The following is a 26,535-nucleotide window of genomic DNA, read 5'->3' as shown; positions in this document are numbered from 1 at the left end:
GACGCGCTCAAGCATAGAGGCCTCCCTCATTCTGGGTGCGTCTCGCCGCGCGGCGGCGCAGGATTTCGGCAATCGTCATCAGCAGGAAGGACGCAAAGAGCAGCAAGGTGCCGAGCGCCAGCACGCCGGGAAGCTTGGCCGCGAAACGCAGCTGGCCCCAGATGTAGATCGGCAGCGTCGCCTCGGTGCCGGTGAGGAAAAAGGCGATGATGAACTCGTCGAGCGAGATGGTGAAGCAGACGAGCAGGCTGGAGATGATCGCCGGCGCGACCATCGGCAGCGTCACGCGCCGGAAGGTGCCGAAGGCGCTCTCGCCGAGATCGGCCGAAGCCTCCTCCAGGCTGCGGTCGAAACCTTCGAAGCCGGAGGTCAGCACGGTCATCGAATAGGGAATGCAGACCAGCACATGGCCGAGCACGACGGTGAACAGCGACAGGCTCAAGCCGAGTTGCAGCATGACCAGCAGCATGGAGATGGCGACGATTACCTCCGGCAGCACCAGCGGCGCCATGATCAGCCCATTGATGGCGCGGCGGCCCGGGTAACGGTAGCGGGTGATCGAGCGGGCGGCGAGGATGCCCAGCACCGTCGACAGGATCGCGGCGGAGGCGCCGACGATCAGGCTGTTCCAGGTGGCGTCGATCAGTGCCGGCGTGCGCGGCAGGTCCTCGTACCAGTGCAGCGTGACGCCGGAGAGCGGGAATTTCGGCGTCGCTGCCGTATTGATCGAGAAGATCGGCAGGAAGATCACCGGCAGATAAAGGAAAAGCAGATAGAGGACGGCGTAACTCGAGAGCCAGCCGGGTAGGAAACGTCTTATCGCCGTCATCGTGCCAGCCTCTGCAGGGCGCGGAAGACCAGCACGGTGGCGCCGGCCATCAGCGAGACGATGATCATGGTGGTGACGGAGAGCGCGGCACCCAGCGGCCAGTTCGACGCCTTGCCGAACTGCGCCTGGATTGCGTTGGCGATCATCACGCCGTCCTTGCCGCCGACCAGCTTCGGCGTGACGTAGTCGCCAACGGTCGGGATCATGACGATCAGCGCCGCCGAGATGACGCCGGGCGCCGACAGCGGCAAGGTGACGCGCAGGAAGGAGCGCAGCGGCCCGTCGCCGAGGTCGGTCGCCGCTTCGACCAGGGTCCGGTCGACCTTCTCCAGCGAAACGAAGATCGGCAGGATGGCGAAGGTCGCCCAGGCATGGGTCAGCGTGATGATGACGGCGGTGGAATTGTAGAGCAGCGCGTCCGATGGCTCTTGGATGATGCCGAGGCCCATCAGGCCGGAGTTGAGCACGCCGTTATAGCCGAGGATCACTTTCCACGACATCACGCGCAGCAGGTAGCTGGTCCAGAACGGGATGGTTATGAGGAACAGCCACAGGCTCTTGTGGCGGCCGCCATGGAAGGAAATGAAATAGGCGATCGGGTAGGCAAGGGCCACGGTCAGCAGGCTGACCGTCAGCGAGATGTAGAGCGAGCGCCAGAGCAGGTCGCGGTAGATCGGCTCGGTCAGCGCGATCCGGTAATTCTCCAGCGTGAATGTGTGGTCGATGGTGAGATAGTTCTGCGTCCAGAAGGAATGCGCGATGACGACCAGGATCGGCAGGACCAGAAGAATAAGGGCATAAACGAAGGTCGGACTGATCAGGGCAAAGCCCTGGACGGCTTCCGATTGCAGAAGGGGACTTCGTCTCGATCCCGCCATGCGCAGCGGGGGCGACCCTTCCGCAGCCGCCGTCATTGCAGCGCTCCGGGCGTGATTTCGATAGCTGGCTCGGAGTGTCCCGCCATGCGGCCTTCCCATTCGTGGCGCCGGTTGCCTGTTCCCGATTTATGCTCGGAGCGCGATCGCTCCCTGGCTTGCCGGCTTTCTTTCATCATGAGCGCATCCGCCGATTGAAATCAAGCGCTATTTCTGCGATATTGATTGAACGGATATTCAAAATGAAGTGATGAAAAGCCTAATTTCCCTGGTTTTCCACGTCGTTTGATATCCGAGGAAAATTCGACAACCCTGGCAATGCGAGGCGAAAATGGCGGCTCAAAGCAAGATCAAGGCAAGCGAACTCATCGAGCCCGGCGATGAGGACGCGGTCGAGCTCGCCAAGCGCCATCTCGTGCAGCCCTGGCCTTATGCCGGCTCGGTCGGCAACGAAGCTCGCGCGCTGATCGCCGAGGGTGACGGCATCTACATCACCGACGGCTCCGGCAAGCGCCTGATCGACGGTCCGGCCGGCATGTGGTGCATCAATGTCGGCCATCGCCGCGAGGAACTGGCCAAGGCCATGTACGACCAGGCGATGGCGCTCTCCTACAACACGCCCTGGTACACGATGAACGCGCCCTCGGCCGAGCTTGCCCGGCGCATCGCCGATGCGGCGCCTGGCGACCTCAGCCACACCTTCTTCACCACCGGCGGCTCTTCGGCGGTGGAGACGGCGCTGCGCTTCATGCAGTTCTACAACAATGTGCGCGGACGGCCGGAGAAGAAGCTCATCCTCAGCCGCGGCGGCGCCTATCACGGCTCGACCTATCTGTCGGCCTCGCTCAACGGCCGCCCGCGCGACCGCGACTGGATGGACGGCGCCGACGAGCTGGTGGTCAAGCTGTCCTCGCCCGATCCGTTCCGGCGCCCGAAAGGCATGAGCATTGCCGCCTTCACCGATTTCCTGGTCGACCAGTTCCGCGACACCGTCGCGCGTGTCGGCGCCGACCGGATCGGCGCCTTTGTCGGCGAACCGGTGCAGGCTTCCGGAGGCGTCATCGTGCCGCCGGATGGGTATCTGAAACGCATCCGCGAGATCTGCCGCGAGAACGATATCCTCTATGTCTCGGACGAGGTGGTGACCGGCTTCGGGCGGCTCGGCCATGTCTTTGCCTCCGGCGACGTGTTCGGCATCGACCCGGACATGATCACCTTCGCCAAGGGCATCACATCGGGCTATTTCCCGCTCGGCGGCGTCATCATCTCCGAGCGGCTGCTGGAAGAGCTGCGTCGCTCCAACCATCCGGATGCGCTGTTCGGGCACGGGCTCACCTACACCAGCCATCCGATCGGTTGCGCGGTGGCGCTGAAGAACCTCGACCTGCTGGAAGAGGGCGTGCTCGCCCACACGCGCGAGATCGCGCCCTATTTCCAGGCGCGGCTGAAGACGTTGGAAGAGCTGCCGCTGGTCGGCGAGGTGCGTGGCGTCGGCCTGATGGGTTGCGTCGAATGCGTCGCCGACCGCGAGAGCAAGGATCCGCTGCAGCTCGACAAGGATGTGGGAAAACGCATCGACGCGCATTGCCACGAGCTTGGCCTCCTGGTGCGGCCGCTGATCAACATGTGCGTGATGTCGCCGCCGCTGATCATCAGCCGCGAGCAGGTCGACGACATGGTCGGCATCCTGCGCGAAGGGATTTCGCGGACCATGGATGATTTGCGGAAAGAGGGCGTGTGGCGGGGGTGACCGTCTCTTCCTGCTCCCTGTGGAACGGGGAGAAGGAAGGGCCTCACGCCCTCGACCGCAGCGCGTCGTTCAGCCCCCACATGTCCTTTTCCTCGGGCGCAGTTTCCAGGCCGAGAACCGGGACCTGCTTGCGCAGATGGTCGTGGTGGGTGCGCACGCCATATTCGAGGTCGGAGAGATAGAAGCCCTCGAAGGCTTCCGACAGCATGGATTCGTTCGACCACACCGAAAGCTGGACGTCCTCGCTCATCGTGTCGCGGTCGATGCGGTAGGCGAGGTAACGCGCCGCGGCCTGCTCGCGCGTCTCGTCCTTGTAGCGGTAGATGGCGCCGCGCAGCAGCGTCTCGCCGGTCGACAACGGGAACTCCTGATAGAACTGGACGGATTCCGGCATGATCGACAGCGCGTTGTTGGGGAAGATGCCGTAATAGATCCAGGCCTTGCGCAGATGCTCCGGCAGATGCGCGGCCTCGGGCGCGAGCTTGATGTACTCGCGAACGCTCCAGCGCCGTCCGGCATGCGGATTGTAGGTGGCGAAGGACCGCGACACGCCGTTGATGAAGGGTTCGTCGAGATAGGTCGCGCCATAGAGGTCTTGCAGCGCCGGATGCGCCATGGCGACGTGATAGCCTTCATTGTCGACGTCGCGCACCGACTTCCAGTTGACCGGCGATTTCTGGGTCCATATGCCCCAGGACGGGACCATGTCGGCGATATTGTAATGCGCCATCTCGGCTTCGATCGGCTTCAGCAGTTCGGCCACCGAAGGCTGCGGACCGCCTTTGCGGAAGCGGATGAAGATGAAGCCCATCCAGATTTCGAGGTCGAGCGGCATCAGGCCGAACTCGGTCTTGTCGAGCTCGGGGAAGGAGCGCGGACGGGCGGCGCCCCGCAGCGTGCCGTCGAGATTGTAGACCCAGCCGTGGAACGGGCACACCAGGGCGTTCTTGCAGGTGCCCTGGCTGTCGGCGACGACGCGGCTGCCGCGGTGGCGGCACATATTGTTGAAGGCGCGCACGACGCCGTCCTTGCCGCGCACGATCAGCGCGCGCTCGCCGATGACGTCCATGGTCAGATAGTCACCAGCGTTGGGCACGTCGCAGACATGGCCGGCGATCTGCCAGTGATTGCGGAAGACATATTCCTTCTCGAGTTCGAGAAGGGCGTTGGAATGGTAACTCCACCCCGGCAAACCCCGCCGGTCCCAATCGTTGGGGATCGCCACGTCACGGAGGTGCGGGTTCATGGGTATGCTCTTCTTTTGTTGAATACTCATTCAATATAAGCATATTTTTCATTGAAATGCAACGGCTTGCGGAAATGTGGAAATTCCGTGGCGGCAAGTCTGGCCTCGCCTGAGCCGGAAAAATACCGGAAAATCCGGGTGTTAATCGAGGAAGCGGAACGGCAATTCAGAAGGCGGATACCCGTCTCGGAGAAGGCCTGTTTCGACGGGTCACGGGCGGGGGGCAGACGGCGGCGGCGCGCTCGATTCAGGCATTGCTGTGTGAGGCTGCTTACAGTCGGCCCCGCGCGACAGGCGCATATCTGCGCCGACCAGCTTCGATGGCCGTCGAACGGTTGCCGCGGATTGAGAATGCCGGCGCGTCCGGCGCCTGTTTCAATCCTGTTACACAGGCGGCCACCGCCGATCATCCGACTGTTACCTGGTGCGATTATGTTCGTTTCATAGCAAAAAGAAAGATAACGAAGGGAACAACGATGTTTGCGAAAGCTCGCGCCGCGGACGCCAATCGCCGCCTTGATGTGCCGGAACGCAATGACCGCCGGCCGAAGCTTGCGCTGCGCCAGCGCGCCAGCGACCATCCGATGGCAATGTTCATGCTGATCGGCGCCTGCGCCCTTGTCGCCATGCTGGCGGCACCTGCCTCAGGTCCGGCTTTCGCCTCGATCAATCCGCCGGTCAATGTCATCGAGGGCGCCCAGACCACGCTCAAGACCGCCCGCCTGCCGGAACCTTCGATCGACTTTGCCTGCAAGGGCCAGAATTGGGGCGCCGAGAGCGTCGACTGCCTGCGCGCCATCGCCGAGCAGTCCGGCCAGCACAGGGAACGCGCGGTGCGCATGATCGCCAACGCCGCGCCGCTCACCAACACGCCGAACGTTTTTTAAGACCTCCCCTGAGCGCACCCTCCTGCGCTCCAGTCAGGCTCCCGCCGCACCGTCGGTAGGGAGCCTCTTTTTTCGGCTCGGCCTGACCTGAATCTCAACAGCCCCTCTGGCGGCGCGAGGGCAGCACTCGGCCACACCTTTGCGATCTTGTTCTTGCCTCAGACCGGCCGGTTCAAATGTGGGCGCCATTGTCGGCTGCCGCGGCGACCTCGTCGGCGACGGTTGAGAGGATGCCGCGGACGTCGAGCGTCGAGAAAGGCTTCTCCAGGATTTGCGGCCGCTGCTGCGGCGGCAAGGCTTCGATCTCGGCCTTGGCGCCGATCAGATCGCCGGTCACCAGCACAAAGCGCTTCGCCAGCACCGGCTTCTCGACCAGCAGTTCGCGATAGATCGCCATGCCGCTGGTGCCCGGCATGCGCAGGTCGGAAAAGACGATGTCGGGCGGCATATGGCCGTTCAGCACGTCGGCGGCGGACGTCCAGCTTGCCACGACGCGTGACTTCAGGCCCATCAGCTCCAATATATCTGAAAGCGAACCGGCGACGTCGGGCTCGTCGTCGATGATCAAGGCATGGCGCAGTCCGCTCGAGCGTACGGCACTCTCGCCGGCCTTTGCCGCCTCACCGGCGATCGCCGGCAATTGCACGACGAAGCGCGCGCCGTGCGGCTCGACCTCCTCGAACCAGATGTTGCCGTGGTGGCGCTCGACGATCGACTTCGAGATGGACAGGCCGATGCCGGTGCCGACGCCGACCGGCTTGGTGGTGAAATAGGATTCGAAGATGCGCGCGCGGATCGCCTCGGGAATGCCGGGGCCGTTGTCCTCGACGGAAAAGCCCGGATTGCCGTGCTCGTTGCGAAACGTCCGCACCTTGATGGTCCGCTCGCCGGTGACGCCGGCCAGCGCGTGCTGGCTGTTGATAAGGAAATTCGCCGCCACCTGCGTGATGTGATCGGCATCCGCCATGGCAAGCAGTGGCCCGCTGGCGAAATCGGTGTCGATGACGATGCCGCTGGAGCGCGCGCCATAGGCGGTGACCTCGAGCGCCGAGCGCATCACCTGGTTGAGATCGGTCTCGGCCTGCTCGGTCGGGTGCAGGCGCACCATCGACAGGAAGCTCTTGACGATGCGGCCGCAGCGCTCGGCGGCGGCGCGCACTTTTTCGGCGCGGACCTTGGTCTGCGGATCGCTGGCGAATTCGTGCAGCAGCGTCGACTGCGCCACAACCACCGCCAGCGGGTTGTTGAGCTCATGCGAGACGCCGGCAAGCAGCGAGCCCATCGCCGCCATCTTCTCGTTCTGGTGCAGCTTCTCGCGCTGGCGGTTGATCTCTTCCTCGGCCTGCAGCTTTTCGCGCAGGTCGCGGATCGAGCCGAAGATCAGGCGGCGGTCGGCAACGCGCATCTCGGTCGCCGTAAGCTCGATCGGGAAGATCTCGCCGGCGGCGTTCTGGGTGACGGTCTCCAGCCGTTGGCCGACCATCGGCGCGCCGCGCCCGGCCATGTATTCGGCGCCCGAGGCATAGCCCTTGCGATAGTATATCGGAACGATGGTATCGAGCAGGTCCTTGCCAAGGATGGCGCTGCGCTGGAAGCCGAACATCTTCTCGGCGGCCGGATTGAACTCGATGATCGAACCGGCCTCGTCGATGACGATGATGGCGTCGAGCGAGGCCTGCAGCATGGTGCGGCGAATCACTTCGCTGGCATGCGCCTCGGACGGCGAGCGCTCGATGGCGTCACCGATCGCCAGGGCGATGATGTGCAGGGTCGCTTCTTCCTCGTCCGTCCATTCGCGCTCGGCGACGCAGTCGTTGACGGCCAGCGTGCCCCACAGGTGGCCATGCGCGAACACGGAGACGGACAGGAACGACCTGATGTTCTGCTTCTCGAAATCGGTCCGCAGGAAACCGTCGAGGTCGCGTGTGTGGCCGGAGAAAATCTTGCCTTGCCGCTCATCCTCCTGCAACTGCTCCAGCAGCGAGTCCGAGTTGATGATCGATTGCATGATCACCGAGGGCGACGCCAGCTCGCCGCCGAAGTCAGGGTCGATCCAATAAGCGGCGACGGATTGGGCGAAGCCTTCGCCCGGCAATTCACGCAGGCGGAAGAGAATGCCGCGCTGGCAATCCATCTTGCGGCACATTGTTCGCAGTATGTCGTCCATCTCGCGCTGCCAATCGCCTGCCTCGCGCAGGCGGCGCACGACATGGACGGCCGCCATCGCGGCGCCGCCCGGGCGCGAGCCATGCGTATCGGCGCGTGCTGTATCAGCAGTCATGGTCGGCCGTCTCTCGGAGCCCGCTTGAAGCGCGTCGCGTCGAAACGGATTCGAGCGCCGCGATTCAAGTCTGTATTTTGATGCATGTCGTTTCCAAAACCGCTGCGCACTTTTGGGCAACATGCATTGGGCTGGTTCAATTGCTGTCGCCGCTCGGCAGCGAGAAGATATAGCCTTCGCCGCGCACCGTGCGCAGGAATTTCGGATTGGCGGGATCGGCCTCGATCTTCTTTCGCAACCGCATGATGCGGATGTCGACCGCGCGCGAGGATTCCGGATCCTCCACGAAGCCGATGGCTTCCGAAATCGCCGCTCGCGTCAGAAGCCGGTTGGCGCGGGTGAGAAAAACCTCGAGCACGTCGAACTCGCTTTTGGCCATCTCGATGACCGCGCCATTGGCGCCGATGACCAGACGGCCGTCGAAATCGGCCTGGAAGCCGCCGAAATTCATCAAGCGGCGATTGCCGGTTTCGGCCTTCGCCGCCTGCGGCTCGGCGGGCCGCGGCACGCGGCGCAGCACGCTGCGCACCCGCGCCAGCACCTCGCGCAATTCGTACGGCTTGACGATGTAATCGTCGGCGCCGAGCTCCAGCCCGACGATGCGGTCGAGCGCGGTGCCGGCGGCCGTGGCGTAGATGATGCCGATCTGCGTTTTCGAGCGCAGCCAGCGGCCGAGCGACAGCCCGTCCTCGCCAGGCATGGCGATGTCGAGGATGGCGAGGTGGAAAGATTGCGCCTCGAACAGCGCGCGCGCCACGGCCGCATTTTCGGCCGTGACGACGTCATAGCCGCTGGCGCCGAGATATTCGGCCACAGCCTCCCTCAGATCCGGTTCGTCCTCGACGACGATGATGCGTACCTTCACGACGCGCTCGCTCCCGCTTTCAGCGGAAAGTAGATTGGGTATAAACATGATGTCCAGCACTCATCTCGAGTTGTCTGTGGCGGGGTGAAGAAAATGGCCGCACGATCCGTCATCGCGCTTGTGTCCGTCGCCGAGGTGGTGGCTAAAGATCTCGCCGATCATCTCGACCGGCGTGGGCACGACGTGCGCCAGGCGCGCCAGCCCTGGGAAGCGGAGACGCTGCTTTCGGCCGGCGGCATCGATGTCGTGGTGGTCGGCGACGGTGTCACCCAGGCCGAGAGCCGCGAACTGCTCAAACGTTACAGCGGCCAAGGCGGTGGCGGCGAGGGCGGTCCCGATTTCATCCTGATCTGCCGGCCGGGCGACCTCGTCGACAAGGTGCTGGCGCTCGAACTCGGTGCTGCCGACGTCATCGAAAGCCCGCTCAACGTGCGCGAGCTTGCCGCGCGTATCGGCGGCCTGCTGACCAGACGCGGCAGGGCCGCCGGCGAACTGATCGTGCTGGAAAACGCCACCGTCGACCTGCGGTCGGCCATGGTGATGCATCGCTCGGGCTCGGAGGATCAGCTTTCGCCGGGGCAGGTGGCGCTGCTCAGGCTGTTCCTGGCGAGCCCGCGCAAGGTGCTGACGCGCGACGACATCATTGCCGCGGCGCCGGCCGAGAATGCCGACGCATTCGACCGTTCGATCGACTCGCGCATCGTGCGGCTGCGCCGCAAGCTCGACACCGAGACCATCACCACCATCAGGGGCGCCGGCTATCGTTTCGATCCGCCGGTCCCGCGCAACGAGTAAGTTCCGATCGGCGAGGCGTTTGAGCATCGGCTTTCCCAAGCGGTAGTCATTCTGGGTCCGACGCCCGGCGCTCAGCGCACCACGATGACAGAGGGGCCGGATGGAAGGTCGGCGCTGGCGGTTATCTCCGCCTTGGCGCGCTCCTTGAGCAACACCGTCGCCAGCGCGGCGAAGCCGAGCAGACCCTGCGCGTAGAGCAGCGCGGAAAGTACAGAAGCGGCAAATTTCGTCTTCATCTTCAAACCCCAATCTCGAAATCGTCGGTGCTTCAGGAGACTCCCGAAGCGCCCGCGCCGCTGACGGAGCCCCCCGCTGCGGCGCGGGCCTTCGGTCCTCTCGGCAGCAAGTAGCCGGAGGGGCCGCGTGTCCTCATCAACCGAAGGCCGACCCGCCAGAGGGCCTTCAGCCGGTGGACGCGCAGGCTGGACAAAATCCAGACCGTGGCGATGAACAGAGCCATGTGCAGCGTCGAAACCTCGCCGGACGTCATCGCCGCCAGCGTCATTTCGATTTCCTGCGCATTTTCGTTTGCAGATGTCTGTTCCCGTTGCGTCAAATCTGACGCCGGCCTGTATCCAGATCATGCCGCCGTGGCTGCACTTTGTTGCAGATTGGTTTCAAAAGGGGCTGCGTTTCTTTCATATATGTATGAAGTGAACTTTCGTTTCTCGACCGAGCCCATTGTCCAACCCTCTATCCCTTACCTTGGAAAGGTCTAGCAGCACCCGTCTTCGGAGACATCTTGTTAATTTCTAGAAACAAATTCGAAACAAAAACGAGCACCAAGCGAAATTGACCTGAAACAGGCCTTCTCGATAAGGCGGTCCATCGAAATTGAAGCCGGACACAACGGCAAAAACAGAGGGATCGTCATGCACACCGCCATTTCCGCCAAGCTCATCAATGTCACCGCCGCCGCGCTCACCGGCGCGGCTCTGCTCTTCGGCGCCGGCAATGCCGCGCATGCCAACCAGATCGTCGCCAAGGTCTCGCTGTCGCAGCAGATCATGGAAGTCACGGTCGACGGCCGCCCGACCTACACCTGGAAGGTATCGACCGGCGCGAGGGGGCACATCACGCCGACCGGCTCGTTCAAGCCGACCCGCATGCATGAGATGTGGTATTCGAAGAAATACGACAACGCGCCGATGCCGCATTCGGTCTTCTTCAGCGGCGGCTACGCCGTTCACGCCACCTATGCCATCGGCCGTCTCGGCCGTCCTGCCTCGCATGGCTGCGTGCGGCTGCATCCGGATGCGGCGGCCGACTTCTATCAACTCGTCGAGGTCTTCGGCCCCGGCAACACCAGCATCGTGATCGTCAAGTAGCAGACTGGGTCAAGTAACGGGCTGGGTAAAGTAGCAGGCGGGTTGCCGCCTTCGGGATAGCGCCGAAGCCGTGGGGCGACCGCCAAAAAAGAGGCCGGAATTTCCGGCCTCTTTTTTTGGCTCGCTTCAGCTCGGCAGCGCCGGCATCAGCTTCGGATCGGGCTTCTCGGCGAGATGCGGCAGGTCCCTGCTGGCGATGAAGGTGTAGAACATCGGCACGACGAAGAGCGTGAACATGGTGCCGACCAGGATGCCGGTGAAGATGACCAGGCCCATCGAATAGCGCGCGGCCGCACCGGCGCCGCTGGAGACGATCAGCGGCACGACGCCGAGCGCCATGGCGGCCGTGGTCATCAGGATCGGCCGCAGGCGCACCTTGGCCGAAGCGATGATGGCGTCGCGGCGCCGCATGCCATGAATCTCACGCTGCTGGTTGGCGAATTCCACCAGCAGAATGCCGTGCTTGGTGATCAGGCCGATAAGCGTGATCAGGCCGACCTGGGTGTAGATGTTGAGCGTTCCCAGGCCGATGTTGAGCGGCACGATCGCGCCGAAGATCGACAGCGGCACCGCCATCATGATGATCAGCGGGTCGCGGAAGCTCTCGAACTGGGCCGCCAGCACCAGGTAGATCACGATCACTGCCGCCGCGAAGGCGATCAGGATGGTGTTGCCCTGTTCCTTCTCCTGCCGCGACTGGCCGGAATAGTCGACGAAGAAGGTGTCGGGCAGGGTCTCCTTGGCGAGGTCCTCCAGCACCTTCAGGCCGTCGCCGGTGGTCACGCCGGGCAGAGGCAAGGCCGAGATCGTCGAGGAGTTCAGCTGGTTGAACTGCTCGATGGCCGCCGGCGAGGCGTTGGTCGAAATCTTCACGACCGCCGACAGCGGCACCATCTTGCCGTCGACGCTGCGGACGAAATATTCGCCGAGCTTCTCGGGGTTGTCGCGGAATTCCTGCGGCACCTGGGGGATGATGTCGTAGCTGTTGGAATCCCGGTCGAACTGCGCCACCTCGGCGCCGCCAACAAGCAGCGTCAGGGTGTTGCCGATATCGGCAATCGGCAGGTTCAACGCCGCCGCGCGCTCGCGGTCGATGGTGACGGTCACCTGCGGCGCATCGTAAGCCATCGAGTTTTGCACGACGATGAAGCGGCCCGAAGCCTGCGCCTTGTTCTTGATCTTCTCCGCCTGCTCGAAGACTTCCGAGGGGTCGCCGGTGGAGCGCACGACCATGGAAATCGGCAGGCCGCCGCCGGAACCGGGCAGCGTCGGCGGCGCGAAGACGAAGGCCTCGACGCCGGCGACCTTGGAGATGCGCCCCTGGATGTCGGCCTGAAGCGCCTTCGAATTGCGCTTGCGTTCCGCCCAGTCCTTGAAGGCGAAGCCGACAAAGGCGCTGTTGGTGGCGCCGCCAAAGGCAACGGCCGAGAACTGCGCCCTGGTCTCGGGAATGTCCTTCACCAGGCCGAGGATCTGGTTGACGTAGGTCTCGGTGTAATCCGACGTCGCGTAGCGCGGCGCGGTCACGATCGAGAGCAGGAAGCCCTGATCTTCTTCCGGCGCGAGTTCGGTCGAGGTCTTGGTGAACATGAAGCCGGTAAGGGCGACCAACGCGACGACGATGATCAGCGTTACCGGGCGGTTCCTGAGCGAGGCGGTGACAGCCCGCTCATAGAGGTGTTCGACGCGTGTGAACGTGCCGTCGACGATACGCTGGAAGCGGCCGTGCTGGCCGGCCTTCAGCAGACGTGCCGACATCATCGGGGTGATGGTGATGGCGATAAGGCCGGACAAGACCACCGAGCCGGCGAGCGTCACCGCAAATTCACGGAACAACGCGCCGGTCAGGCCGCCGGTGAAAGCGAGCGGCGCGAACACGGCGGCCAGGGTCATGGTCATCGCCACGATTGCGGTCGCGATCTCGCGCATGCCGTTGAATGCCGCCTGCATCGGCGACATGTGGTCCTCCTCCATGTGACGGTGGATGTTCTCCACCACCACGATGGCGTCGTCGACGACAAGGCCGATCGCCAGCACCATGGCCAGCAGGGATAGAAGGTTGATCGAGTAGCCGACCGCAAACAGGATGAAGCAGACGCCGATCAGCGACAGCGGGATGGTGACGATCGGCATCATCACCGAGCGGAACGAACCCAGGAACAGAAGGATGACGACGATGACGATGGCAACCGCCTCGGCGATGGTCTTGAACACTTCCTCGATCGACGCGCTGATCTGCCCGGTAGCGTCGTAGACGATCTCGATCGTCATGCCCTTCGGCAGCGTATCCTGGATCTGCGGCACGAGCTTGGTCAGCGCCGCCGCCGTCGTCAGCGGGTTGGCCGCGGGCGTCGGGAAGATGGCCAGGAAGGTTCCCGGCTTGCCGTTGAAGCTCACCCTGGTGTCGGTGTTCTCCGCGCCGAGCTCGACTCGCGCGACATCGCGCAGGCGCACAACCTGGCCATCCGTCGAGCGGATCGGGAGCTGGGCGAAGGCCTCGGGCGTCTGCAGGGTCGAATGCACGGTGATCGAGGAGACCACATATTCGTTCTGGGTGTTGCCCGGCGCCGACAGGAAGTTCGAGTTGTTGATCGCGGTCAGCACGTCCACGGCCGTGGCGCCACGGGCGGCGAGCCGGATCGGGTCGATCCAGATGCGCATGGAATATTCCTGGGCGCCGAAGATCTGGACGTCGGCGACACCTTCCACGGTCGAGATGCGAGGCCGGATGACGCGCTCGATATATTCGGTGAGCTGCTCCTTCGTCATGTTCGGGTTCTGCATCGAGATGTACATCATCGCGAACTGCTGCCCGGTGCCCTTGACGATCACCGGGTCCTTGGAGGCGTCCGGCAGGGTGCCGCGCACGCCCTGGACCTTGGACAACACCTCGGCGAGCGCGACGTCCGGGTTGGAGCCGAGCTTCATCTGCACGGTGACCGTGCTCGAGGACGGACGGCTGGACGAGGTCACGTAGTCGATGTTTTCGGTCGAGGCGACGGCGCGCGCGATCGGGGCCGATATGAAGCCCTGGATCAGGTCGGCGCTGGCGCCGGGATAGGCCGTGGTGATGGTGATCGCCGTCTCGTCGACCTTCGGATACTGGCGGATCGACAGGCCGAAGATGCCCTGGAAGCCCAGAAGCAGGATCATGCAGGCCAGCACCGTCGAGAGCACCGGCCGGCGAATGAAGAGGTCGGAGAAGCTCATTGCTGAACCTGCTTGTTCGCCGATTTGCTGGGATCGATGGTGTTGTCGACGGCAACCGACATGCCGTTGAAGAGCCGGTTCTGGCCGGCCGTGACAACCTGGTCGCCGTCCTTGAGGCCCTCGGCGATCTCGACCATGCCGTTGTTGCGGCGGCCGAGCTTGACGAACACCTGCGAGATGGTGAGCGCAGGCTGCTGCGCGGCCTCGGACGGCTTGGCGGCGTCGGCTGGTTTGGCGGCGTCGCCGGACGCCTTGTCGGCCGGCTTCGCGTCCGCCGGCTTTGCCGCGTCGTCGGCGGGCTTGGTGGCGTCCGCCTGCGGCTTGGCGGGATCGCCGGCCGCCTTGTCGGCGCCGGCCTTGTGCTCATCCGGCTTGGCCGGCGCGGCAGCGGCACCCCCGGCGGGCTTTGCCGGCTCGACCACGAAGACATAATCGCCATAGAGGCTGGTCGTCACCGCCGTCTGCGGCACGGAGATGACGTTGTTTTCCTGCGGCAGCTCGACGCGGATCTGGACGAACTGGCCAGGCGTCAGCTTGCCTTCCGGATTGGCGACCTCGCCGCGAATCGAGACCAGCCGGCTTGCCGGATCGATCTTGGGATCGATGCCGCGAATAGAGCCGGCAAAGGTCATGTCGGCGAGGCTGCCGCCGAGCTTGACGGTCTGGCCGATCTTGAGCAGCGGCAGCTGCTGCTCGGGAACCGTGAAGTCGACCCGCATCGTGTCGAGATCCTGGATCGTCACGACGGAGTTGCCGGGGGCCAGGTACTGTCCGACGTCGATCTTCGGGATGCCGACCGTGCCGCCGAAGGGCGCGGACAACTGCTTCTGGTCGAGCACGGCCTGCATCTTGTTGACCTGCGCGGCGGAAGCGTCCGCCGCGGCGCGCGCGGCGTCGAGCGTCGCATCCGTGCCGACGCCGCGCCGCTGCAATTCGATCGCGCGGGTCAGCGCCGCCTGGTCCGACGCGGCCTGCGCCTTCTGCGCCACCAGATCGGCTTTCTCGACCGCGTCGTCCAGCTGCAAGAGCACGGCGTCGGCGGCGACCTTCTGGTTGGCGTGGAAGAGGATGTCCTTGACGATGCCGCTCGTTTCGACGGTAAGGTCGACACCGCGCACGGCATTGACGGTACCGATCGCCTCGACGCCGGGCGTCCATTCTGCCGGCTTGACGATCACGGTCGAGACCGTAGCGGCCGGCGGCTTCATAGTGGCAAAGAATTGCTTGATGCCGGCATCGCGCATGAAGTTGAAGCCTACGATGCCGACGCACACCAGGGCGAGCAAAAGCAAGAATCCGGCGATGATGAAAAAGCGCTTCACGGATGGTCCCCTCGAGCCGGCAACCGGCAAATCAATCGATGCCGGGACACATATCGACGAAAGGTCCCGATTTCAAATGGCGCGCCTTACTGTACCGGCTGGACGGTCTTGTCAATTCCGCCTAGGCTAATGTAGGGGGAGGCGTGATGAGAGTACCCAGGGCCAACTCACGCGAAAAGATACTTGCCGCCGCCGCCGACGTGGCGCGCGAGGCTGGTCCGGGAAGCCTGTCGCTCGAGGCGGTCGCCAGCCGCGCAGGAGTGTCGAAAGGCGGCCTGCTCTACAACTTCCCAACCAAGGCCAAGTTGATGCAGGGGCTGGTCGAAAGCTACCTCAGCGATTTCCAGAAGGCGCTAGAAGCACGCGCTAGCGAGGCCGGCCAGGAAAGCGTGCTCTCAGCCTATATCAAGTTGTCGGCCGACGACTGCGAGCGGCCGAAACCCTCGGCGTCCTGGATGTTCTCGGCGATCGCCGAAGATCCCGATTTTCTGACGCCGATCAAGGCCTTCAAGCACCAGCTGTTCGAACGGCTGAAGGGAGAGACGGACGACCTCGGCTCGCTGCTGGTCTGCTTTCTCGCCATCGAGGGGATGCGCAGCATGAATCTGTTTGATTCAGACGTGCTGTCCGAAGACGAGCGCAAGCTTCTGGTGTCCTCGCTCCTGAAGATAGCCGGATAGGTCGCCAAACGGTTTGGTAGTGACCAAACAGTTTGGTGGCGACCAAAGTGTTTGGTGGTGACCAAACGGTTAAGAGCGTCACACCAGCTTCATCCTAGGGACATAGCGTCCTCCCCGGTTCTTTGCTGCAATGCAAATGGAGTGGGACAATGGTGGACGTAGTTTCCAGTGAGGCGGGGATCCCGAGACCGGATCATCCCCTAGAACAATCGGGCGGTGCCAAATGGTTCCTGCCGGCTTTCGGCGTGCTGGTGCTCGTCGGCATCATCTATGTCGGCTATGCGCTCAGCCAGGATCTTGCCATCGCCAAGACGGTGCCCTGGATCCTGCTCGGCATCGCCCTTCTGATTGCGCTGGGCTTCGAGTTCGTCAACGGCTTCCACGACACCGCCAACGCGGTGGCCACCGTCATCTACACGCGGTCGCTGCCGGCCGAATTCGCCGTCATGTGGTCGGGCGTCTTCAATTTCCTCGGCGTGCTGACCTCGAGCGGCGCGGTGGCCTTCGGCATCCTGTCGCTGCTGCCGGTCGAGCTCATCCTGCAGGTCGGCTCGTCATCCGGCTTCGCCATGGTGTTCGCGCTGCTCGTCGCAGCGATCCTGTGGAACCTCGGCACCTGGTTCCTCGGCCTGCCGGCCTCGAGCTCGCACACGATGGTCGGCTCGATCATCGGCGTCGGCCTCGCCAACCAGTTCATGGCCCCGGCCGGAAGCGCCACCAGCGGCGTCGACTGGGGGCAGGCGACCAATGTCGGCACCACGTTGCTGGTCTCGCCGATCGTCGGTTTCTTCGCCGCGGCCATCCTGCTCTATGCCATGAAGCTCCTGGTGCGCAATCCGGCGCTCTACGAGGCGCCGAAGGGCAACGCGCCGCCGCCATGGTGGATCCGCGCGCTGCTGATCTTCACCTGCACCGGCGTCAGCTTCGCGCACGGCTCCAATGACGGTCAAAAGGGCATGGGCCTGATCATGCTGATCCTGATCGGCGTCGTGCCGACCGCCTATGCGCTCAACCGCACGCCCGACATCAACTATCTCCAAGCCTACAAGTCGGCCTCCGCCAGCGTCGAGACGGCGCTGGGCAAATATGCCAAGCCCGGCGTCACCGTTGCCGATGCCAATGCCGCAAAGGCAGCCGTGCAGGAAGCCGTGCGCAGCAAGACATGGAACGATCAGACGACCGTTGCGCTGCAGACCTATATCCACAACACGACTGCCGAGCTGCAGCCCTACGCTTCCGTCGACAACGTGCCGACTGACCTGGTCAGCAACGCGCGTAACGACATCTACCTGATCGGCGAAGCGCTGAAGCTGATCGACAAGAAGAAGCTGCTGCCGATGCAGGACGCCGACCTGAAGTCGGTGACCGACTACCATAAGGCGGTCGACAACGCGACGAAGTTCATCCCGCTGTGGGTGAAGATCGCCGTGGCGCTGGCGCTTGGCCTCGGCACCATGGTCGGCTGGAAGCGCATCGTCGTCACCGTCGGCGAAAAGATCGGCAAGAGCCACCTGACCTATGGCCAGGGCGCCGCCGCCGAGCTGGTGGCGATGGTGACGATCGGCATGGCCGACCGTTTCGGCCTGCCGGTGTCGACGACGCACGTGCTGTCGTCCGGCGTCGCCGGCACGATGGCGGCCAATGGCTCCGGCCTGCAGTGGTCGACCGTGCGCAACCTCCTGCTGGCCTGGGTGCTCACGCTGCCCTGCTCGATCGCGCTGGCCTTCGTGCTGTTCGTGATCCTGCGCCACGTTTTCTGAGCGGCGGTTCTTGCCTGACCAGCAACATCGACGGCGCCGGTTCCGGCGCCGTCTTGCTTTCGAGCATTTGATTGAGTGGCGGCCATGAATGAGGCATCGCATCTGACGCTGCTTGCCTGGGACGACAGCCGCCACCACGCGCCCGGCCTGATCTGGGCCTATCGCGGCGCCGCCGGCCAAGCGCCGCAGCCGATCGCGCCGAAGGACATCGAAGCAGCGCTTGCCGCGCCGGACGGCTGGGTTTGGCTGCATGTCGATCTCATCGACCAGCGGGCGCATTCCTGGATCGGCCATGCCTGCGCGCTGCCGCAATCGGCGCATGCGATCCTCGAAGGCCATGAGGACAGCATGGCGCTGGCGCATGAAAAGGGCGTCGTGCACGGTATCGCCGCCGACCTGCATGGCGAGATCGGACGCAGGTCGACCACCATCGGCAGGCTGCATTTCGCCGTGACGGACCGGTTGCTGGTGACCGGCCGGCGCCATTCGCTGGCAGCGGTGGAAGAGGTGAACAAGGCGCTTTCGCAAGGGCTCCAACCGGCGACCGCCTTCGAGCTGTTCGGCGCTATCGTGCTTGCCTTCTGCGGAAGCGCGAGCGGGCGGCTGGCGCTGGCCACGAAGCAGCTTGACGAGGTCGAGGACCGTCTCGTCACCGAGCGCCTTGCCGACGAGCGGCGCCGGATCAAGGAGGTGCGTCGCCTGGGGGTGTCGTTGCACCGGCCGATCGCGGCACAGGTCGCGCTGTTCCTGGACGAGAACCGTGCCGGCTGGGAATTGTCGGCCGGCGCGCATGAGATATTGGGCAAGCTGGCGGCTCGCCTCAAAAGGCTCGACCGCGAAGTCGTCATGGTCAACGACCGGGCAAGGCTGCTGCAGGAAGAGGTCGCGGCGGAACTCGCGGACGAATCGAACCGCAGCCTGAAGGCGCTGGCGGTGATGAGCGCGCTGCTCCTGCCGGGAACGCTGATCGTCGGCATTTTCGGCATGAACACAGAAGGACTGCCGTTCACGCATACGCATGGCGGCTTCCTGCTGGCGATGCTGCTTGCGGGTGGGGCGACCGGGTTGTTCTACTGGCTGTTGCTGCGGGCAGGCGCCGATCTCAAATTCTAAAGCGCGTCGCGTCGAAACGGATACACGCGAGGCGCTTTAGGTCGTTGCCTGATGCATGTCGTTGTCGCAAAACCGAGGTCACTTTTGCGCGACATGCATTAGGCTTCTTGACGTGCGTCAGGACCCCGAGCCGCGACGCGGCCCGGGCGGCCATGACCCTTAGGTCGGGTCTTCGCGGTGCAGGTCGTGGATGGTGACGCCGTCGGCGTTGTCGGGCAGCATCAGCCATTTCTTGTGACGCAGCGTGCGTTCGGTGTCTTCCAGGCCCATCTCCCAGTGCTCGCGCATCGAGGTGCCGGAAAACTCATAGTCCTTGGCGTGGCCTTCGTAGCCTTTGTGCTGGTAGATCAGGTGGACGATGTTGACCACGCCGGCATCGGAATAGTCGGCCATCAGTTCCTTCTCGCCGTCCTTGAGCTGGTCCGGCGGCACGCGCTTCAGCGCGTCGAGAAGCTTCATCTTGAGCGCATGGATGCGCTGGAAGTTGTCGGTGTTCTGTCGCGTGCGGCTGGAATACAGGATGTCCTTGTGGCGCGACAGGACGTCGGCCATGCCGCGGGGCAGCACGCCGCGGGCGCTGAACAGATCGACCTGGAACACCAGCGAGGAGCGATCCTCTTCCTGGTCGAGCAGATATTGCAGCGGCGTGTTGGAAACGATGCCGCCATCCCAGTAATATTCGCCCTCGATGCGGATCGAGGGGAAGGCCGGCGGCAGCGCGCCGCTCGCCATGATATGTTCCGGCTCGATGCGCACCTTGTCGGTGTCGAAATAGACGAAGTTGCCGGTCCTGACATTGACCGCGCCGACGCTCAAGCGCTTCTTGCCGTCGTTCAGCACGTCGAAGTCGATCAGGCTCTCCAGCGTGTCCTTGAGCTCGGCGGTGTCGTAGAAGCTGGTGGCGCCTTCCGCTCCCGTCAGCTGGAACCAGGGGCTGGGACTGCGCGGCTTGAAGAAACCGGGCTGGCCCATGGTCATGGTCATCCACGACGAGGTCTGGTTGCGGATGTCGCGGTAGATGTCGCCTTCCGGCGTATAGGCCCAGATCTTGCGGCCCGAGATCGTCTGCCAGAACTGCTCCAGCCGCTGCAGGCGGCGGCTGGGCTCGTTGCCGGCGATGATCGAGGCGTTGATGGCGCCGATCGAGACGCCGGAAAGCCAGGTCGGCTCACAGCCGGCGTCGGCAAGCGCCTGATAGACACCCGCCTGATAGGCGCCGAGCGCGCCGCCGCCCTGGAAGACCAGGGCGATGCGGTCATATTGCGCCGTGATTTCCTGAATGGTGGCGGCGGCCGCCTTGCTGCGGTTGCGCTCAAGCACCGGCTTTCTCCAGCTCCTTCGCGCCCGCAGCCGATCGGCCGTGGTCCGCGAGGTAATCATGCACGACTTCGCCGAGGCCCAGCGTCAGGTCGGCGGTGAAATGAACGGCAGAGACGATGTCGAGCACCGGCAGCTTGGCGACGTCGGCCATGACATGCGGGCGAAGGTCGAGCGCAGCCGGCGCCGTCCAGGCTTCCTTCAGCGTGATGTCGGTGAGGTAGTAGCGGACCAGCTCGCAGATGCGCGGGCTGCCGTCGACATGCGGGATGATCTTGATGAGGAAATTGGGCGCGGCGAGTGAGGCCAGCACCTGGTCGTGGTCGGCCTCGCGGTGCTTGTAGCCCATGGTGCCGGTGGCGCACAGAATGCTGCCATAATGCAGCGTGCCGACCACCACTTCGCCTTCATGCACGATCTTGGGGCTGGCAAGCTTCTTCGGGAAACCCCACAGCTCGCGGCCTCCGGCGATCGGCGCATCGTCGTCGAGATACATGGAATGCACATAGCCGCCATACTGGCCCTTGTAGCGCACCGGGATGACCTGGCCGGTTTCGGTGTAGTCGCCGAAGCCGGTGGAGTCAGGCATGCGGATGAATTCGTATTTGACCAGCGGCTCGTCGATCTCGAGCGGCGCCGGAACGACGGCTTCCAGCGCCTCGCGCGTCGTGCGGTAGGTGATGATGATGTATTCGCGGTCGAAGAAGCGATAAGGGCCTGGCGGGAAGGACGGGTTGGTGAGCGGCATCGCATAGGCCCGCTTCACGACGTCGGCGATTTCCATGGCTGGTGCCCCAAACAAGGTTTGAAATGAGCCCGCGCGAATGCGCTGGCAAATATGTTGCACGGCAGCATGACAGTGCCGTGTCAGCGCCAAGACGACACTTCTTACAGCCGGCAAACCCCATCGCGGAGCTGTAATGGTGCCGACATATGGGTGTGGCATTGTGATGCTGCGGCGCACAAATCATGTGCCTTCCCGGCTGTTCGTCTTCATAGTCTTCCCTCCTGTCCTCCTGTCGCGAGATCTCCCATGGGTTCCCTGTCTTCGAAGAATGCGCTCGTCACCGGCTCGACCAGCGGCATCGGCCTGGCAATCGCCCGCGCCTTCGCCGCCGAGGGCGCCAACGTCACCATCAATGGCCTGGGCGACGCCGCGGCGATCGAGCAGGAGCGGGCCGGCATCGAAAAGGATTTCGGCGTCAAGTGCCGCTATTCGGGCGCCAACATGATGGACGGCGCCGCCGTTACCGCCATGGTCCACGAGGCCGAGGCAGCGTTCGGCAGCCTCGACATCCTGGTCAACAATGCCGGCATCCAGCATGTCGCGCCGATCGAGGAATTTCCCGACGACAAATGGGAAGCCATCATCCGCATCAACCTCTTGGCCGCCTTCTATGCCATCAAGGCGGCGGTTCCGGGCATGAAGAGCCGCAAATGGGGCCGCATCATCAACACGGCTTCGGCGCATGCGCTGGTCGCCTCGCCGTTCAAGTCGGCCTATGTCTCGGCCAAGCACGGCATTGCGGGGCTGACCAAGACGGTGGCGCTGGAAGTCGCGCAGGACGGCATCACCGTCAATGCGATCGCGCCAGGCTATGTCTGGACGCCGCTGGTCGAAAAGCAGATCCCCGACACGATGAAGGCGCGCGGCATGACCGAAGAGCAGGTCAAGCACGATGTGCTGCTTGCGGCGCAGCCGACCAAGGAATTTGTCACAGTCGAAGAGCTTGCCGCGCTGACGCTGTTCCTGTGCTCGGACGCGGCCAAGCAGATCACCGGCACGACCCTGCCGATGGATGGCGGCTGGACGGCGCAGTAAGGGCAACGACCGTTTAAGGGAGACAGGGCGGAGCTCCCATCTTCCCTAAAAGCGTGTCGCGCTGAAGCGGATTCAGGCGACGCGCTTTAAGCCTTTGTTTCATGCATGTCGTTATCGCAAAACCGCTGCACACTTTTGCGCGACATGCATTAGCAATTTGAATTCTTGACAATCGTAGGGGCGCGTTCCAGCATCATGGCCAAGGGGTTCCTCGCGACGACCCCGTGAGGCGTCAGCCCAACGATCGCGTCCAAACTCTCTGTGTTCTGGAGGTGGACGCCATGCCGTCAACAACCGCAATTACCGTTCCGCAGCTTTCCCGTCTCGTCGGCTTGCCCGATGCGCCTTGCCTGGTCGATGTGCGCACCGACGAGGACTATGAAGCCGATCCGCGCCTGTTGCCGGCGTCATGCCGGCGCGATTTCAGAACTGTCTCAAGCTGGGCGTCGGAGTTTTCGGGACGCAAGGTCGTGGTCATCTGCCAGAGAGGGCAGAAACTCTCGCAAGGCGTTGCCGCGTGGCTGCGCCATGACGGTATTCCGGCGGAGTCGTTGGAAGGCGGCTTCGAGGCCTGGGCCGCCGCCAGCGCGCCGTTGGTCGCGGCCGGCGCGATCCCGCCCCGCGACCAGAACGGCCGCACCATATGGGTCACCCGTTCCCGGCCGAAGGTAGACCGCATTGCCTGCCCCTGGCTGATCCGCCGCTTCGTCGATCCCGATGCGGTGTTCCTGTTCGTCGACGCTGCCGAGGTGCCTCTGGTCGCGGATCGCTTCGCCGCGGTTCCCTTCGATATCGAAGGCGTGCTCTGGAGCCATCGCGGCGATCGCTGCACATTCGACACGATGGTCGAGGAATTCGGACTGCGCGTCGATGCGCTCGACCGCCTGGCGCTGATCGTGCGCGCCGCCGATACGGCGCGCCTCGACCTCGTGCCGCAGGCGGCCGGGTTCCTCGCCGCTTCGCTTGGCCTGTCGCGCATGTTCCGTGATGACCTCGAACAGCTCGAAGCCGGCATGCTTCTCTACGACGCCTTCTTCCGCTGGTGCCGCGACGCCACCGACGAGACGCATAACTGGCCGGTTGGAGGCAAGGCACAATGAGCGCGCTTGCCAAGGACGCCGCCGCGCGACGGGCCGAGATCCCGGCCGCGCCGAGCTTCCGCGAAGCGACGCGGCTCTGGGCCAGGATCGGCCTGCTCTCCTTTGGCGGGCCGGCCGGCCAGATCGCGCTGATGCACAAGGAACTGGTCGAGGAGCGCCGCTGGATCGGCGAGGAGCGGTTCCTGCACGCGCTCAACTACTGCATGCTCCTGCCGGGCCCGGAGGCGCAGCAGCTTGCCGTCTATATCGGCTGGCTGCTGCACCGGACGGCAGGCGGCCTCGTCGCCGGCATCCTGTTCGTGCTGCCCGGCGCGTTGGTGATGCTCTGCCTGAGCGGCTTCTACATGCTCTACAACGATGCGCCGGTCGTCGAGGCGCTGTTCTTCGGCATCAAGGCGGCAGTGCTCGCCGTCGTCGTCGAGGCGGTGATCCGCATCGGCAAGCGGGCGCTGAAGAACCGTGCGATGGTGGCGATCGCCGTGGCGGCCTTCCTCGCCATCTATGTCGCCCGGGTGCCGTTCCCGCTGATCGTGCTCGCAGCCGGGCTGATCGGCTGGACCGGCAGCCGCTTCGCGCCGGCGCTGTTCTCCGCCGCGGCGCATGGCAAGACTGCAGCCGGCACCGAGACCAGGGGCGCGGTCGACCTGATGTTCGAGCGGGGCGAACTCGGCCACACCATGCCGAAGCGAGGGCATGCCATCCGCACCATCGCCATCTGGCTGCCGGTCTGGCTGGGGCCGGCGGCGCTGATCGCCGTGTTGGCGGGGCCGGGGAGCGTCTGGGCGCAGATCGGCGGCTTCTTCAGCCTGATGGCCGTCGTCACCTTCGGCGGCGCCTATGCCGTTCTTGCCTATGTCGCGCAGGCAGCGGTGACCTCGTTCGGCTGGCTTTCGCCTGGCCAAATGGTCGATGGGCTCGGGCTCGCCGAAACGACGCCGGGGCCATTGATCCTGGTGCTGCAATTCGTCGGCTTCGCCGCCGCCTATCGTCATGCCGGCTTTGCCAACCCGCTGCTGGCTGGATCGCTCGGATCGCTGCTGACGCTCTGGGTCACCTTCGTCCCTTGCTTCTTCTGGATATTCCTCGGTGCGCCCTACATCGAGCAATTGAGACGGAACAAGGCGCTGGCGGCTGCGCTTGGCGCGATCACCGCCGCGGTGGTCGGCGTCATCATGAACCTTGCGCTGTGGTTCGCGCTGCATGTCGTCTTCGGCAAGGTAGCGAGTGTCGGCTGGGGCGTGGAGGTTCCGGTCCTGTCCTCGCTCGACTGGCGTGCCGCGCTGCTGTCGGCGGCGGCGATGGTCGCCATGTTCAGGCTGAAACTCGGCATGCTGCCGACATTGGCGGGATCTGCGCTGGCGGGGCTTGCGCTGCTGGCGCTGTAGGCGGGCACGCCGTCCGATCACGTTAGCGTGAACGAAAAAGCCGACCGGCCGGGAATAAACCGCCCGGTCCGCCGGTCTCCAGGGGCATGCACCATTTGTGCGCAACAGCGGAGACCATCATGAAGCGGCACGACGACAAATACGCACGGGCCGAAGAGGGCGAAGGCGTCAGCCACCGTCGTCGCTTGGAGCGTTGGAGCTGGGCGCATGTGTTCCGGGCGATACCGCCCTGCCGCCGGCCCTGATCCCGTGCCGATCGCAACCATCGAGATCCACGACCATGACGGCGAGCATCCCGTTGCAGCCAGCGATGCGCCGTCCTCTTCCGAGGCGCCCCTTGCTTCCGAGACACTTGACTCCGGTGACACCAATGCCTTCTCCTCCCTCGAAGCAGGCGCCATCGCCTGCGGTCGCGATCTTCACCCGCACGAGCGGGGACAGATCGTCGCCTCCCGCTGAGGGCGGCGGCAGACCCGTGGCGGGAGCGTCCGACGGCGGAACGGTGTTGAGCGAAAAGATGCTGGCCGCGCGTTTTGCCGAAGTGGTGCTGCCGCATCTTAGCGATGCGCTGTCGCTTGCCCGCTGGCTGACCGGCAATCAAGCCGACGCCGAGGATGTGGTGCAGGAGGCCTGCCTCAAGGCGCATGCCGGCATTGCCGGGTTCGCTGGGGGAAATTCCCGCGCGTGGCTGCTCACCATCGTGCGCAACGCTTCCTACACATGGATGGCGCGCAACCGCCCGCGCAGCGTGGTTGCCGTCGGCGACCTCGCCGATCTCGATGACGTCTCGCCGCCGCCGGACAATGATGCCGACAGCCCGGAGGCGGTGCTGATCGCCAAGGCGAATTCGGCGGCGGTGGAAGCGGCGATCGCCAGGCTGCCGCAAGCCTTCCGCGAAACGGTGGTGCTGCGCGACATCAACGGTCTCAGCTACCGCGAAATCGCCACCATGCTCGACGTGCCGCAAGGCACGGTGATGTCGCGGCTGGCGCGGGCCCGCGATCTCTTGATGACGGAACTTGGAGGGCGCCATGAGCCCGCATGAAAATCGCCCGCGTGAGGATGGATTGCCGCAAGACCCGCAGGATATGAAGCTGATGATCCACGCCCTTGTCGATGGCGAGCTCGATGCCGCGGCTGCCCTGGCGGTCGAGCGGCGCATGGCCGCCGATCCGGAGCTCGCCGCCGAACATGCGCGCCTGGTGGCGCTGCGCGGTGCGCTCGCCAATGTGCCGCGGCCCGCCGTCAGTGACGACTTTTTGGCGCGCATCGCGGCGATCGCCGAGGTGAAGGATCCCGAGGTCGCGGAGGCCACGCAGGCTGAAGATATGAGGGTGGAGGCACAGCCCTCCGTGCCGGGCCAGGTCATCGCGATGCGGCCACGCGCGCCGCGCTGGTTCAATTCCTTCGACTGGCGCCAGATGGCGGCCTCGATCGCGCTGACGGCGTTTCTGGCCAGCGGCGCGACGCAATGGCTGACGACGGCGGACAACGGGGCCGACAGCTTCGCCGTGGCCGTCGCCAACGGCCATCGCCGCAGCCTGCTCGCGGCGACGCCGGTCGACATCGTCTCGTCCGACCGCCACACGGTGAAGCCATGGCTCGACGGCCGCATCGGCGTCTCGCCTGCGGCGCCCGACATGGCCAAGGATGGTTACGCCCTGCTTGGCGGGCGCGTCGAGGTGATCGGCGACAGGCCGATGCCGGCTCTGGTCTACCGCCATCATGAGCATCTGATCACGCTGGTGGCCGCGCCCCGGCAGAACGAGGCCAAATCCGTGCCGGTGGCGGACGATCTGTCGGCAGGCGGTTTCCTGCTGGTCCACTGGACAGACGACGCCTTCTCCTACTGGGCGATCTCGGATGCCGAACGCCCGGCGCTCGACGATTTCGTCGCCCGCTTCCGGGCGGCGATCATCGCCAATCCGGCGGCCGGTAGCCCGGGTTAGGGAAACGAAACTTCTTTATCG

25 protein-coding genes are annotated in these 26,535 nt (G+C 64.4%); 13 read left to right on the top strand and 12 right to left on the bottom strand.

Annotated features, from left to right (window positions below; genetic code table 11):
* Positions 1–7: 7 nt before the first annotated feature.
* Positions 8–829, bottom strand: a complete 822-nt coding sequence (locus FJW07_RS26000; protein WP_140657954.1) for an ABC transporter permease — start codon at positions 827–829, stop codon at positions 8–10.
* A complete protein-coding gene (locus tag FJW07_RS25995) occupies positions 826–1,743 on the bottom strand; it encodes an ABC transporter permease (protein WP_140684701.1) in 918 nt (305 codons plus the stop codon). Before FJW07_RS25995 ends, FJW07_RS26000 begins: the two co-directional genes overlap by 4 nt.
* 292 nt (positions 1,744–2,035) lie before the next feature.
* Here FJW07_RS25995 and FJW07_RS25990 point away from each other — a divergent pair, with 292 nt between their 5' ends.
* Positions 2,036–3,454 (top strand): aminotransferase, encoded by a 1,419-nt coding sequence (locus FJW07_RS25990; RefSeq protein ID WP_140859277.1) that lies wholly within the window; start codon positions 2,036–2,038, stop codon positions 3,452–3,454.
* 43 nt (positions 3,455–3,497) lie between these two features.
* On the opposite strand, the gene FJW07_RS25985 is transcribed toward FJW07_RS25990, so the two are convergent.
* Together FJW07_RS25985 and FJW07_RS25980 are read right to left on the bottom strand one after the other, a co-directional pair.
* Positions 3,498–4,700 (bottom strand): aromatic ring-hydroxylating dioxygenase subunit alpha, encoded by a 1,203-nt coding sequence (locus FJW07_RS25985; RefSeq protein WP_140859276.1) that lies wholly within the window; start codon positions 4,698–4,700, stop codon positions 3,498–3,500.
* A 26-nt stretch (positions 4,701–4,726) separates the two neighbouring features.
* Positions 4,727–5,110 (bottom strand): hypothetical protein, encoded by a 384-nt coding sequence (locus FJW07_RS25980; RefSeq protein ID WP_140859275.1) that lies wholly within the window; start codon positions 5,108–5,110, stop codon positions 4,727–4,729.
* Positions 5,111–5,176: 66 nt separating this feature from the next.
* Between FJW07_RS25980 and FJW07_RS25975 the strand changes: the two genes are divergently transcribed.
* A complete protein-coding gene (locus FJW07_RS25975; protein ID WP_140859274.1) occupies positions 5,177–5,587 on the top strand; it encodes a hypothetical protein in 411 nt (136 codons plus the stop codon).
* Between the two features lie 172 nt (positions 5,588–5,759).
* On the opposite strand, the gene FJW07_RS25970 is transcribed toward FJW07_RS25975, so the two are convergent.
* Both FJW07_RS25970 and FJW07_RS25965 read right to left on the bottom strand, forming a co-directional pair.
* Complete coding sequence (locus FJW07_RS25970) at positions 5,760–7,868, bottom strand: ATP-binding protein (protein ID WP_246680871.1); 2,109 nt, start codon at positions 7,866–7,868, stop codon at positions 5,760–5,762.
* A gap of 136 nt (positions 7,869–8,004) precedes the next feature.
* Complete coding sequence (locus tag FJW07_RS25965; protein WP_246680870.1) at positions 8,005–8,733, bottom strand: response regulator transcription factor; 729 nt, start codon at positions 8,731–8,733, stop codon at positions 8,005–8,007.
* Positions 8,734–8,826: 93 nt separating this feature from the next.
* Here FJW07_RS25965 and FJW07_RS25960 point away from each other — a divergent pair, with 93 nt between their 5' ends.
* Positions 8,827–9,528 (top strand): response regulator transcription factor, encoded by a 702-nt coding sequence (locus tag FJW07_RS25960; protein ID WP_140647443.1) that lies wholly within the window; start codon positions 8,827–8,829, stop codon positions 9,526–9,528.
* Between the two features lie 71 nt (positions 9,529–9,599).
* On the opposite strand, the gene FJW07_RS25955 is transcribed toward FJW07_RS25960, so the two are convergent.
* A complete protein-coding gene (locus FJW07_RS25955) occupies positions 9,600–9,764 on the bottom strand; it encodes a hypothetical protein (protein WP_140647442.1) in 165 nt (54 codons plus the stop codon).
* Between the two features lie 32 nt (positions 9,765–9,796).
* Positions 9,797–10,033, bottom strand: a complete 237-nt coding sequence (locus FJW07_RS25950; RefSeq protein WP_140657942.1) for a hypothetical protein — start codon at positions 10,031–10,033, stop codon at positions 9,797–9,799.
* 367 nt (positions 10,034–10,400) lie between these two features.
* On the opposite strand from FJW07_RS25950, the gene FJW07_RS25945 reads away from it, so the two are divergent.
* Entirely contained in the window at positions 10,401–10,856 is a 456-nt protein-coding gene (locus FJW07_RS25945; RefSeq protein ID WP_140704779.1) for a L,D-transpeptidase, read from the top strand.
* A gap of 126 nt (positions 10,857–10,982) precedes the next feature.
* Here FJW07_RS25945 and FJW07_RS25940 read toward each other — a convergent pair whose 3' ends face one another.
* Together FJW07_RS25940 and FJW07_RS25935 are read right to left on the bottom strand one after the other, a co-directional pair.
* Positions 10,983–14,066 carry an efflux RND transporter permease subunit gene (locus tag FJW07_RS25940; RefSeq protein ID WP_140647440.1) on the bottom strand — a complete coding sequence of 1,028 codons (3,084 nt, stop codon included), beginning with the start codon at positions 14,064–14,066 and terminating at the stop codon, positions 10,983–10,985.
* Complete coding sequence (locus FJW07_RS25935) at positions 14,063–15,388, bottom strand: efflux RND transporter periplasmic adaptor subunit (protein ID WP_246680869.1); 1,326 nt, start codon at positions 15,386–15,388, stop codon at positions 14,063–14,065. Before FJW07_RS25935 ends, FJW07_RS25940 begins: the two co-directional genes overlap by 4 nt.
* A gap of 146 nt (positions 15,389–15,534) precedes the next feature.
* Here FJW07_RS25935 and FJW07_RS25930 point away from each other — a divergent pair, with 146 nt between their 5' ends.
* From FJW07_RS25930 to FJW07_RS25920, 3 genes are all read left to right on the top strand, one after another.
* Positions 15,535–16,068, top strand: a complete 534-nt coding sequence (locus FJW07_RS25930; RefSeq protein WP_140657938.1) for a TetR family transcriptional regulator — start codon at positions 15,535–15,537, stop codon at positions 16,066–16,068.
* 149 nt (positions 16,069–16,217) lie between these two features.
* A complete protein-coding gene (locus tag FJW07_RS25925) occupies positions 16,218–17,828 on the top strand; it encodes an inorganic phosphate transporter (RefSeq protein ID WP_140657936.1) in 1,611 nt (536 codons plus the stop codon).
* An 84-nt stretch (positions 17,829–17,912) separates the two neighbouring features.
* Positions 17,913–18,941 (top strand): CorA family divalent cation transporter, encoded by a 1,029-nt coding sequence (locus FJW07_RS25920; protein ID WP_140859273.1) that lies wholly within the window; start codon positions 17,913–17,915, stop codon positions 18,939–18,941.
* 159 nt (positions 18,942–19,100) lie between these two features.
* On the opposite strand, the gene FJW07_RS25915 is transcribed toward FJW07_RS25920, so the two are convergent.
* Together FJW07_RS25915 and FJW07_RS25910 are read right to left on the bottom strand one after the other, a co-directional pair.
* Complete coding sequence (locus FJW07_RS25915) at positions 19,101–20,261, bottom strand: patatin-like phospholipase family protein (RefSeq protein ID WP_140859272.1); 1,161 nt, start codon at positions 20,259–20,261, stop codon at positions 19,101–19,103.
* Positions 20,254–21,042, bottom strand: a complete 789-nt coding sequence (locus FJW07_RS25910; RefSeq protein ID WP_140859271.1) for an acetoacetate decarboxylase — start codon at positions 21,040–21,042, stop codon at positions 20,254–20,256. Before FJW07_RS25910 ends, FJW07_RS25915 begins: the two co-directional genes overlap by 8 nt.
* Positions 21,043–21,291: 249 nt before the next feature.
* On the opposite strand from FJW07_RS25910, the gene FJW07_RS25905 reads away from it, so the two are divergent.
* The 6 genes from FJW07_RS25905 (at position 21,292) to FJW07_RS25880 (ending at position 26,514) form a co-directional block, all read left to right on the top strand.
* Positions 21,292–22,080, top strand: a complete 789-nt coding sequence (locus FJW07_RS25905) for a 3-hydroxybutyrate dehydrogenase (RefSeq protein ID WP_140859270.1) — start codon at positions 21,292–21,294, stop codon at positions 22,078–22,080.
* Positions 22,081–22,361: 281 nt separating this feature from the next.
* A complete protein-coding gene (locus FJW07_RS25900; protein ID WP_140859269.1) occupies positions 22,362–23,180 on the top strand; it encodes a sulfurtransferase/chromate resistance protein in 819 nt (272 codons plus the stop codon).
* Complete coding sequence (gene chrA / locus FJW07_RS25895) at positions 23,177–24,565, top strand: chromate transporter (protein ID WP_140859268.1); 1,389 nt, start codon at positions 23,177–23,179, stop codon at positions 24,563–24,565. The genes FJW07_RS25900 and chrA overlap by 4 nt, the downstream gene beginning before the upstream one ends.
* Before the next feature lie 207 nt (positions 24,566–24,772).
* On the top strand, positions 24,773–25,024 hold the full coding sequence (locus FJW07_RS25890; RefSeq protein WP_140859267.1) for a hypothetical protein: 252 nt from the start codon (positions 24,773–24,775) through the stop codon (positions 25,022–25,024).
* A gap of 46 nt (positions 25,025–25,070) precedes the next feature.
* Entirely contained in the window at positions 25,071–25,610 is a 540-nt protein-coding gene (locus FJW07_RS25885) for a sigma-70 family RNA polymerase sigma factor (RefSeq protein ID WP_246680868.1), read from the top strand.
* Complete coding sequence (locus FJW07_RS25880; protein ID WP_140859266.1) at positions 25,597–26,514, top strand: anti-sigma factor; 918 nt, start codon at positions 25,597–25,599, stop codon at positions 26,512–26,514. Before FJW07_RS25885 ends, FJW07_RS25880 begins: the two co-directional genes overlap by 14 nt.
* Positions 26,515–26,535 lie beyond the last annotated feature (21 nt).

It is taken from the genome of Mesorhizobium sp. B3-1-9, assembly GCF_006439595.1.
Lineage (GTDB): Bacteria > Pseudomonadota > Alphaproteobacteria > Rhizobiales > Rhizobiaceae > Mesorhizobium.
The sequence above is the reverse complement of the archived record's forward strand: the minus strand, read 5'-3'. Positions and strand labels throughout refer to the sequence as shown.

Coding starts and splice junctions, on each gene's coding strand:
- FJW07_RS26000 (WP_140657954.1), bottom strand. CDS start 829: ATGACGGCGATAAGACGTTTCCTACCCGGCTGGCTCTCGAGTTACGCC.
- FJW07_RS25995 (WP_140684701.1), bottom strand. CDS start 1,743: ATGACGGCGGCTGCGGAAGGGTCGCCCCCGCTGCGCATGGCGGGATCG.
- FJW07_RS25990 (WP_140859277.1), top strand. CDS start 2,036: ATGGCGGCTCAAAGCAAGATCAAGGCAAGCGAACTCATCGAGCCCGGC.
- FJW07_RS25985 (WP_140859276.1), bottom strand. CDS start 4,700: ATGAACCCGCACCTCCGTGACGTGGCGATCCCCAACGATTGGGACCGG.
- FJW07_RS25980 (WP_140859275.1), bottom strand. CDS start 5,110: ATGATCGGCGGTGGCCGCCTGTGTAACAGGATTGAAACAGGCGCCGGA.
- FJW07_RS25975 (WP_140859274.1), top strand. CDS start 5,177: ATGTTTGCGAAAGCTCGCGCCGCGGACGCCAATCGCCGCCTTGATGTG.
- FJW07_RS25970 (WP_246680871.1), bottom strand. CDS start 7,868: ATGACTGCTGATACAGCACGCGCCGATACGCATGGCTCGCGCCCGGGC.
- FJW07_RS25960 (WP_140647443.1), top strand. CDS start 8,827: ATGGCCGCACGATCCGTCATCGCGCTTGTGTCCGTCGCCGAGGTGGTG.
- FJW07_RS25955 (WP_140647442.1), bottom strand. CDS start 9,764: ATGAAGACGAAATTTGCCGCTTCTGTACTTTCCGCGCTGCTCTACGCG.
- FJW07_RS25950 (WP_140657942.1), bottom strand. CDS start 10,033: ATGACGCTGGCGGCGATGACGTCCGGCGAGGTTTCGACGCTGCACATG.
- FJW07_RS25945 (WP_140704779.1), top strand. CDS start 10,401: ATGCACACCGCCATTTCCGCCAAGCTCATCAATGTCACCGCCGCCGCG.
- FJW07_RS25940 (WP_140647440.1), bottom strand. CDS start 14,066: ATGAGCTTCTCCGACCTCTTCATTCGCCGGCCGGTGCTCTCGACGGTG.
- FJW07_RS25930 (WP_140657938.1), top strand. CDS start 15,535: ATGAGAGTACCCAGGGCCAACTCACGCGAAAAGATACTTGCCGCCGCC.
- FJW07_RS25925 (WP_140657936.1), top strand. CDS start 16,218: ATGGTGGACGTAGTTTCCAGTGAGGCGGGGATCCCGAGACCGGATCAT.
- FJW07_RS25920 (WP_140859273.1), top strand. CDS start 17,913: ATGAATGAGGCATCGCATCTGACGCTGCTTGCCTGGGACGACAGCCGC.
- FJW07_RS25910 (WP_140859271.1), bottom strand. CDS start 21,042: ATGGAAATCGCCGACGTCGTGAAGCGGGCCTATGCGATGCCGCTCACC.
- FJW07_RS25905 (WP_140859270.1), top strand. CDS start 21,292: ATGGGTTCCCTGTCTTCGAAGAATGCGCTCGTCACCGGCTCGACCAGC.
- FJW07_RS25900 (WP_140859269.1), top strand. CDS start 22,362: ATGCCGTCAACAACCGCAATTACCGTTCCGCAGCTTTCCCGTCTCGTC.
- chrA (WP_140859268.1), top strand. CDS start 23,177: ATGAGCGCGCTTGCCAAGGACGCCGCCGCGCGACGGGCCGAGATCCCG.
- FJW07_RS25890 (WP_140859267.1), top strand. CDS start 24,773: ATGTGTTCCGGGCGATACCGCCCTGCCGCCGGCCCTGATCCCGTGCCG.
- FJW07_RS25880 (WP_140859266.1), top strand. CDS start 25,597: ATGAGCCCGCATGAAAATCGCCCGCGTGAGGATGGATTGCCGCAAGAC.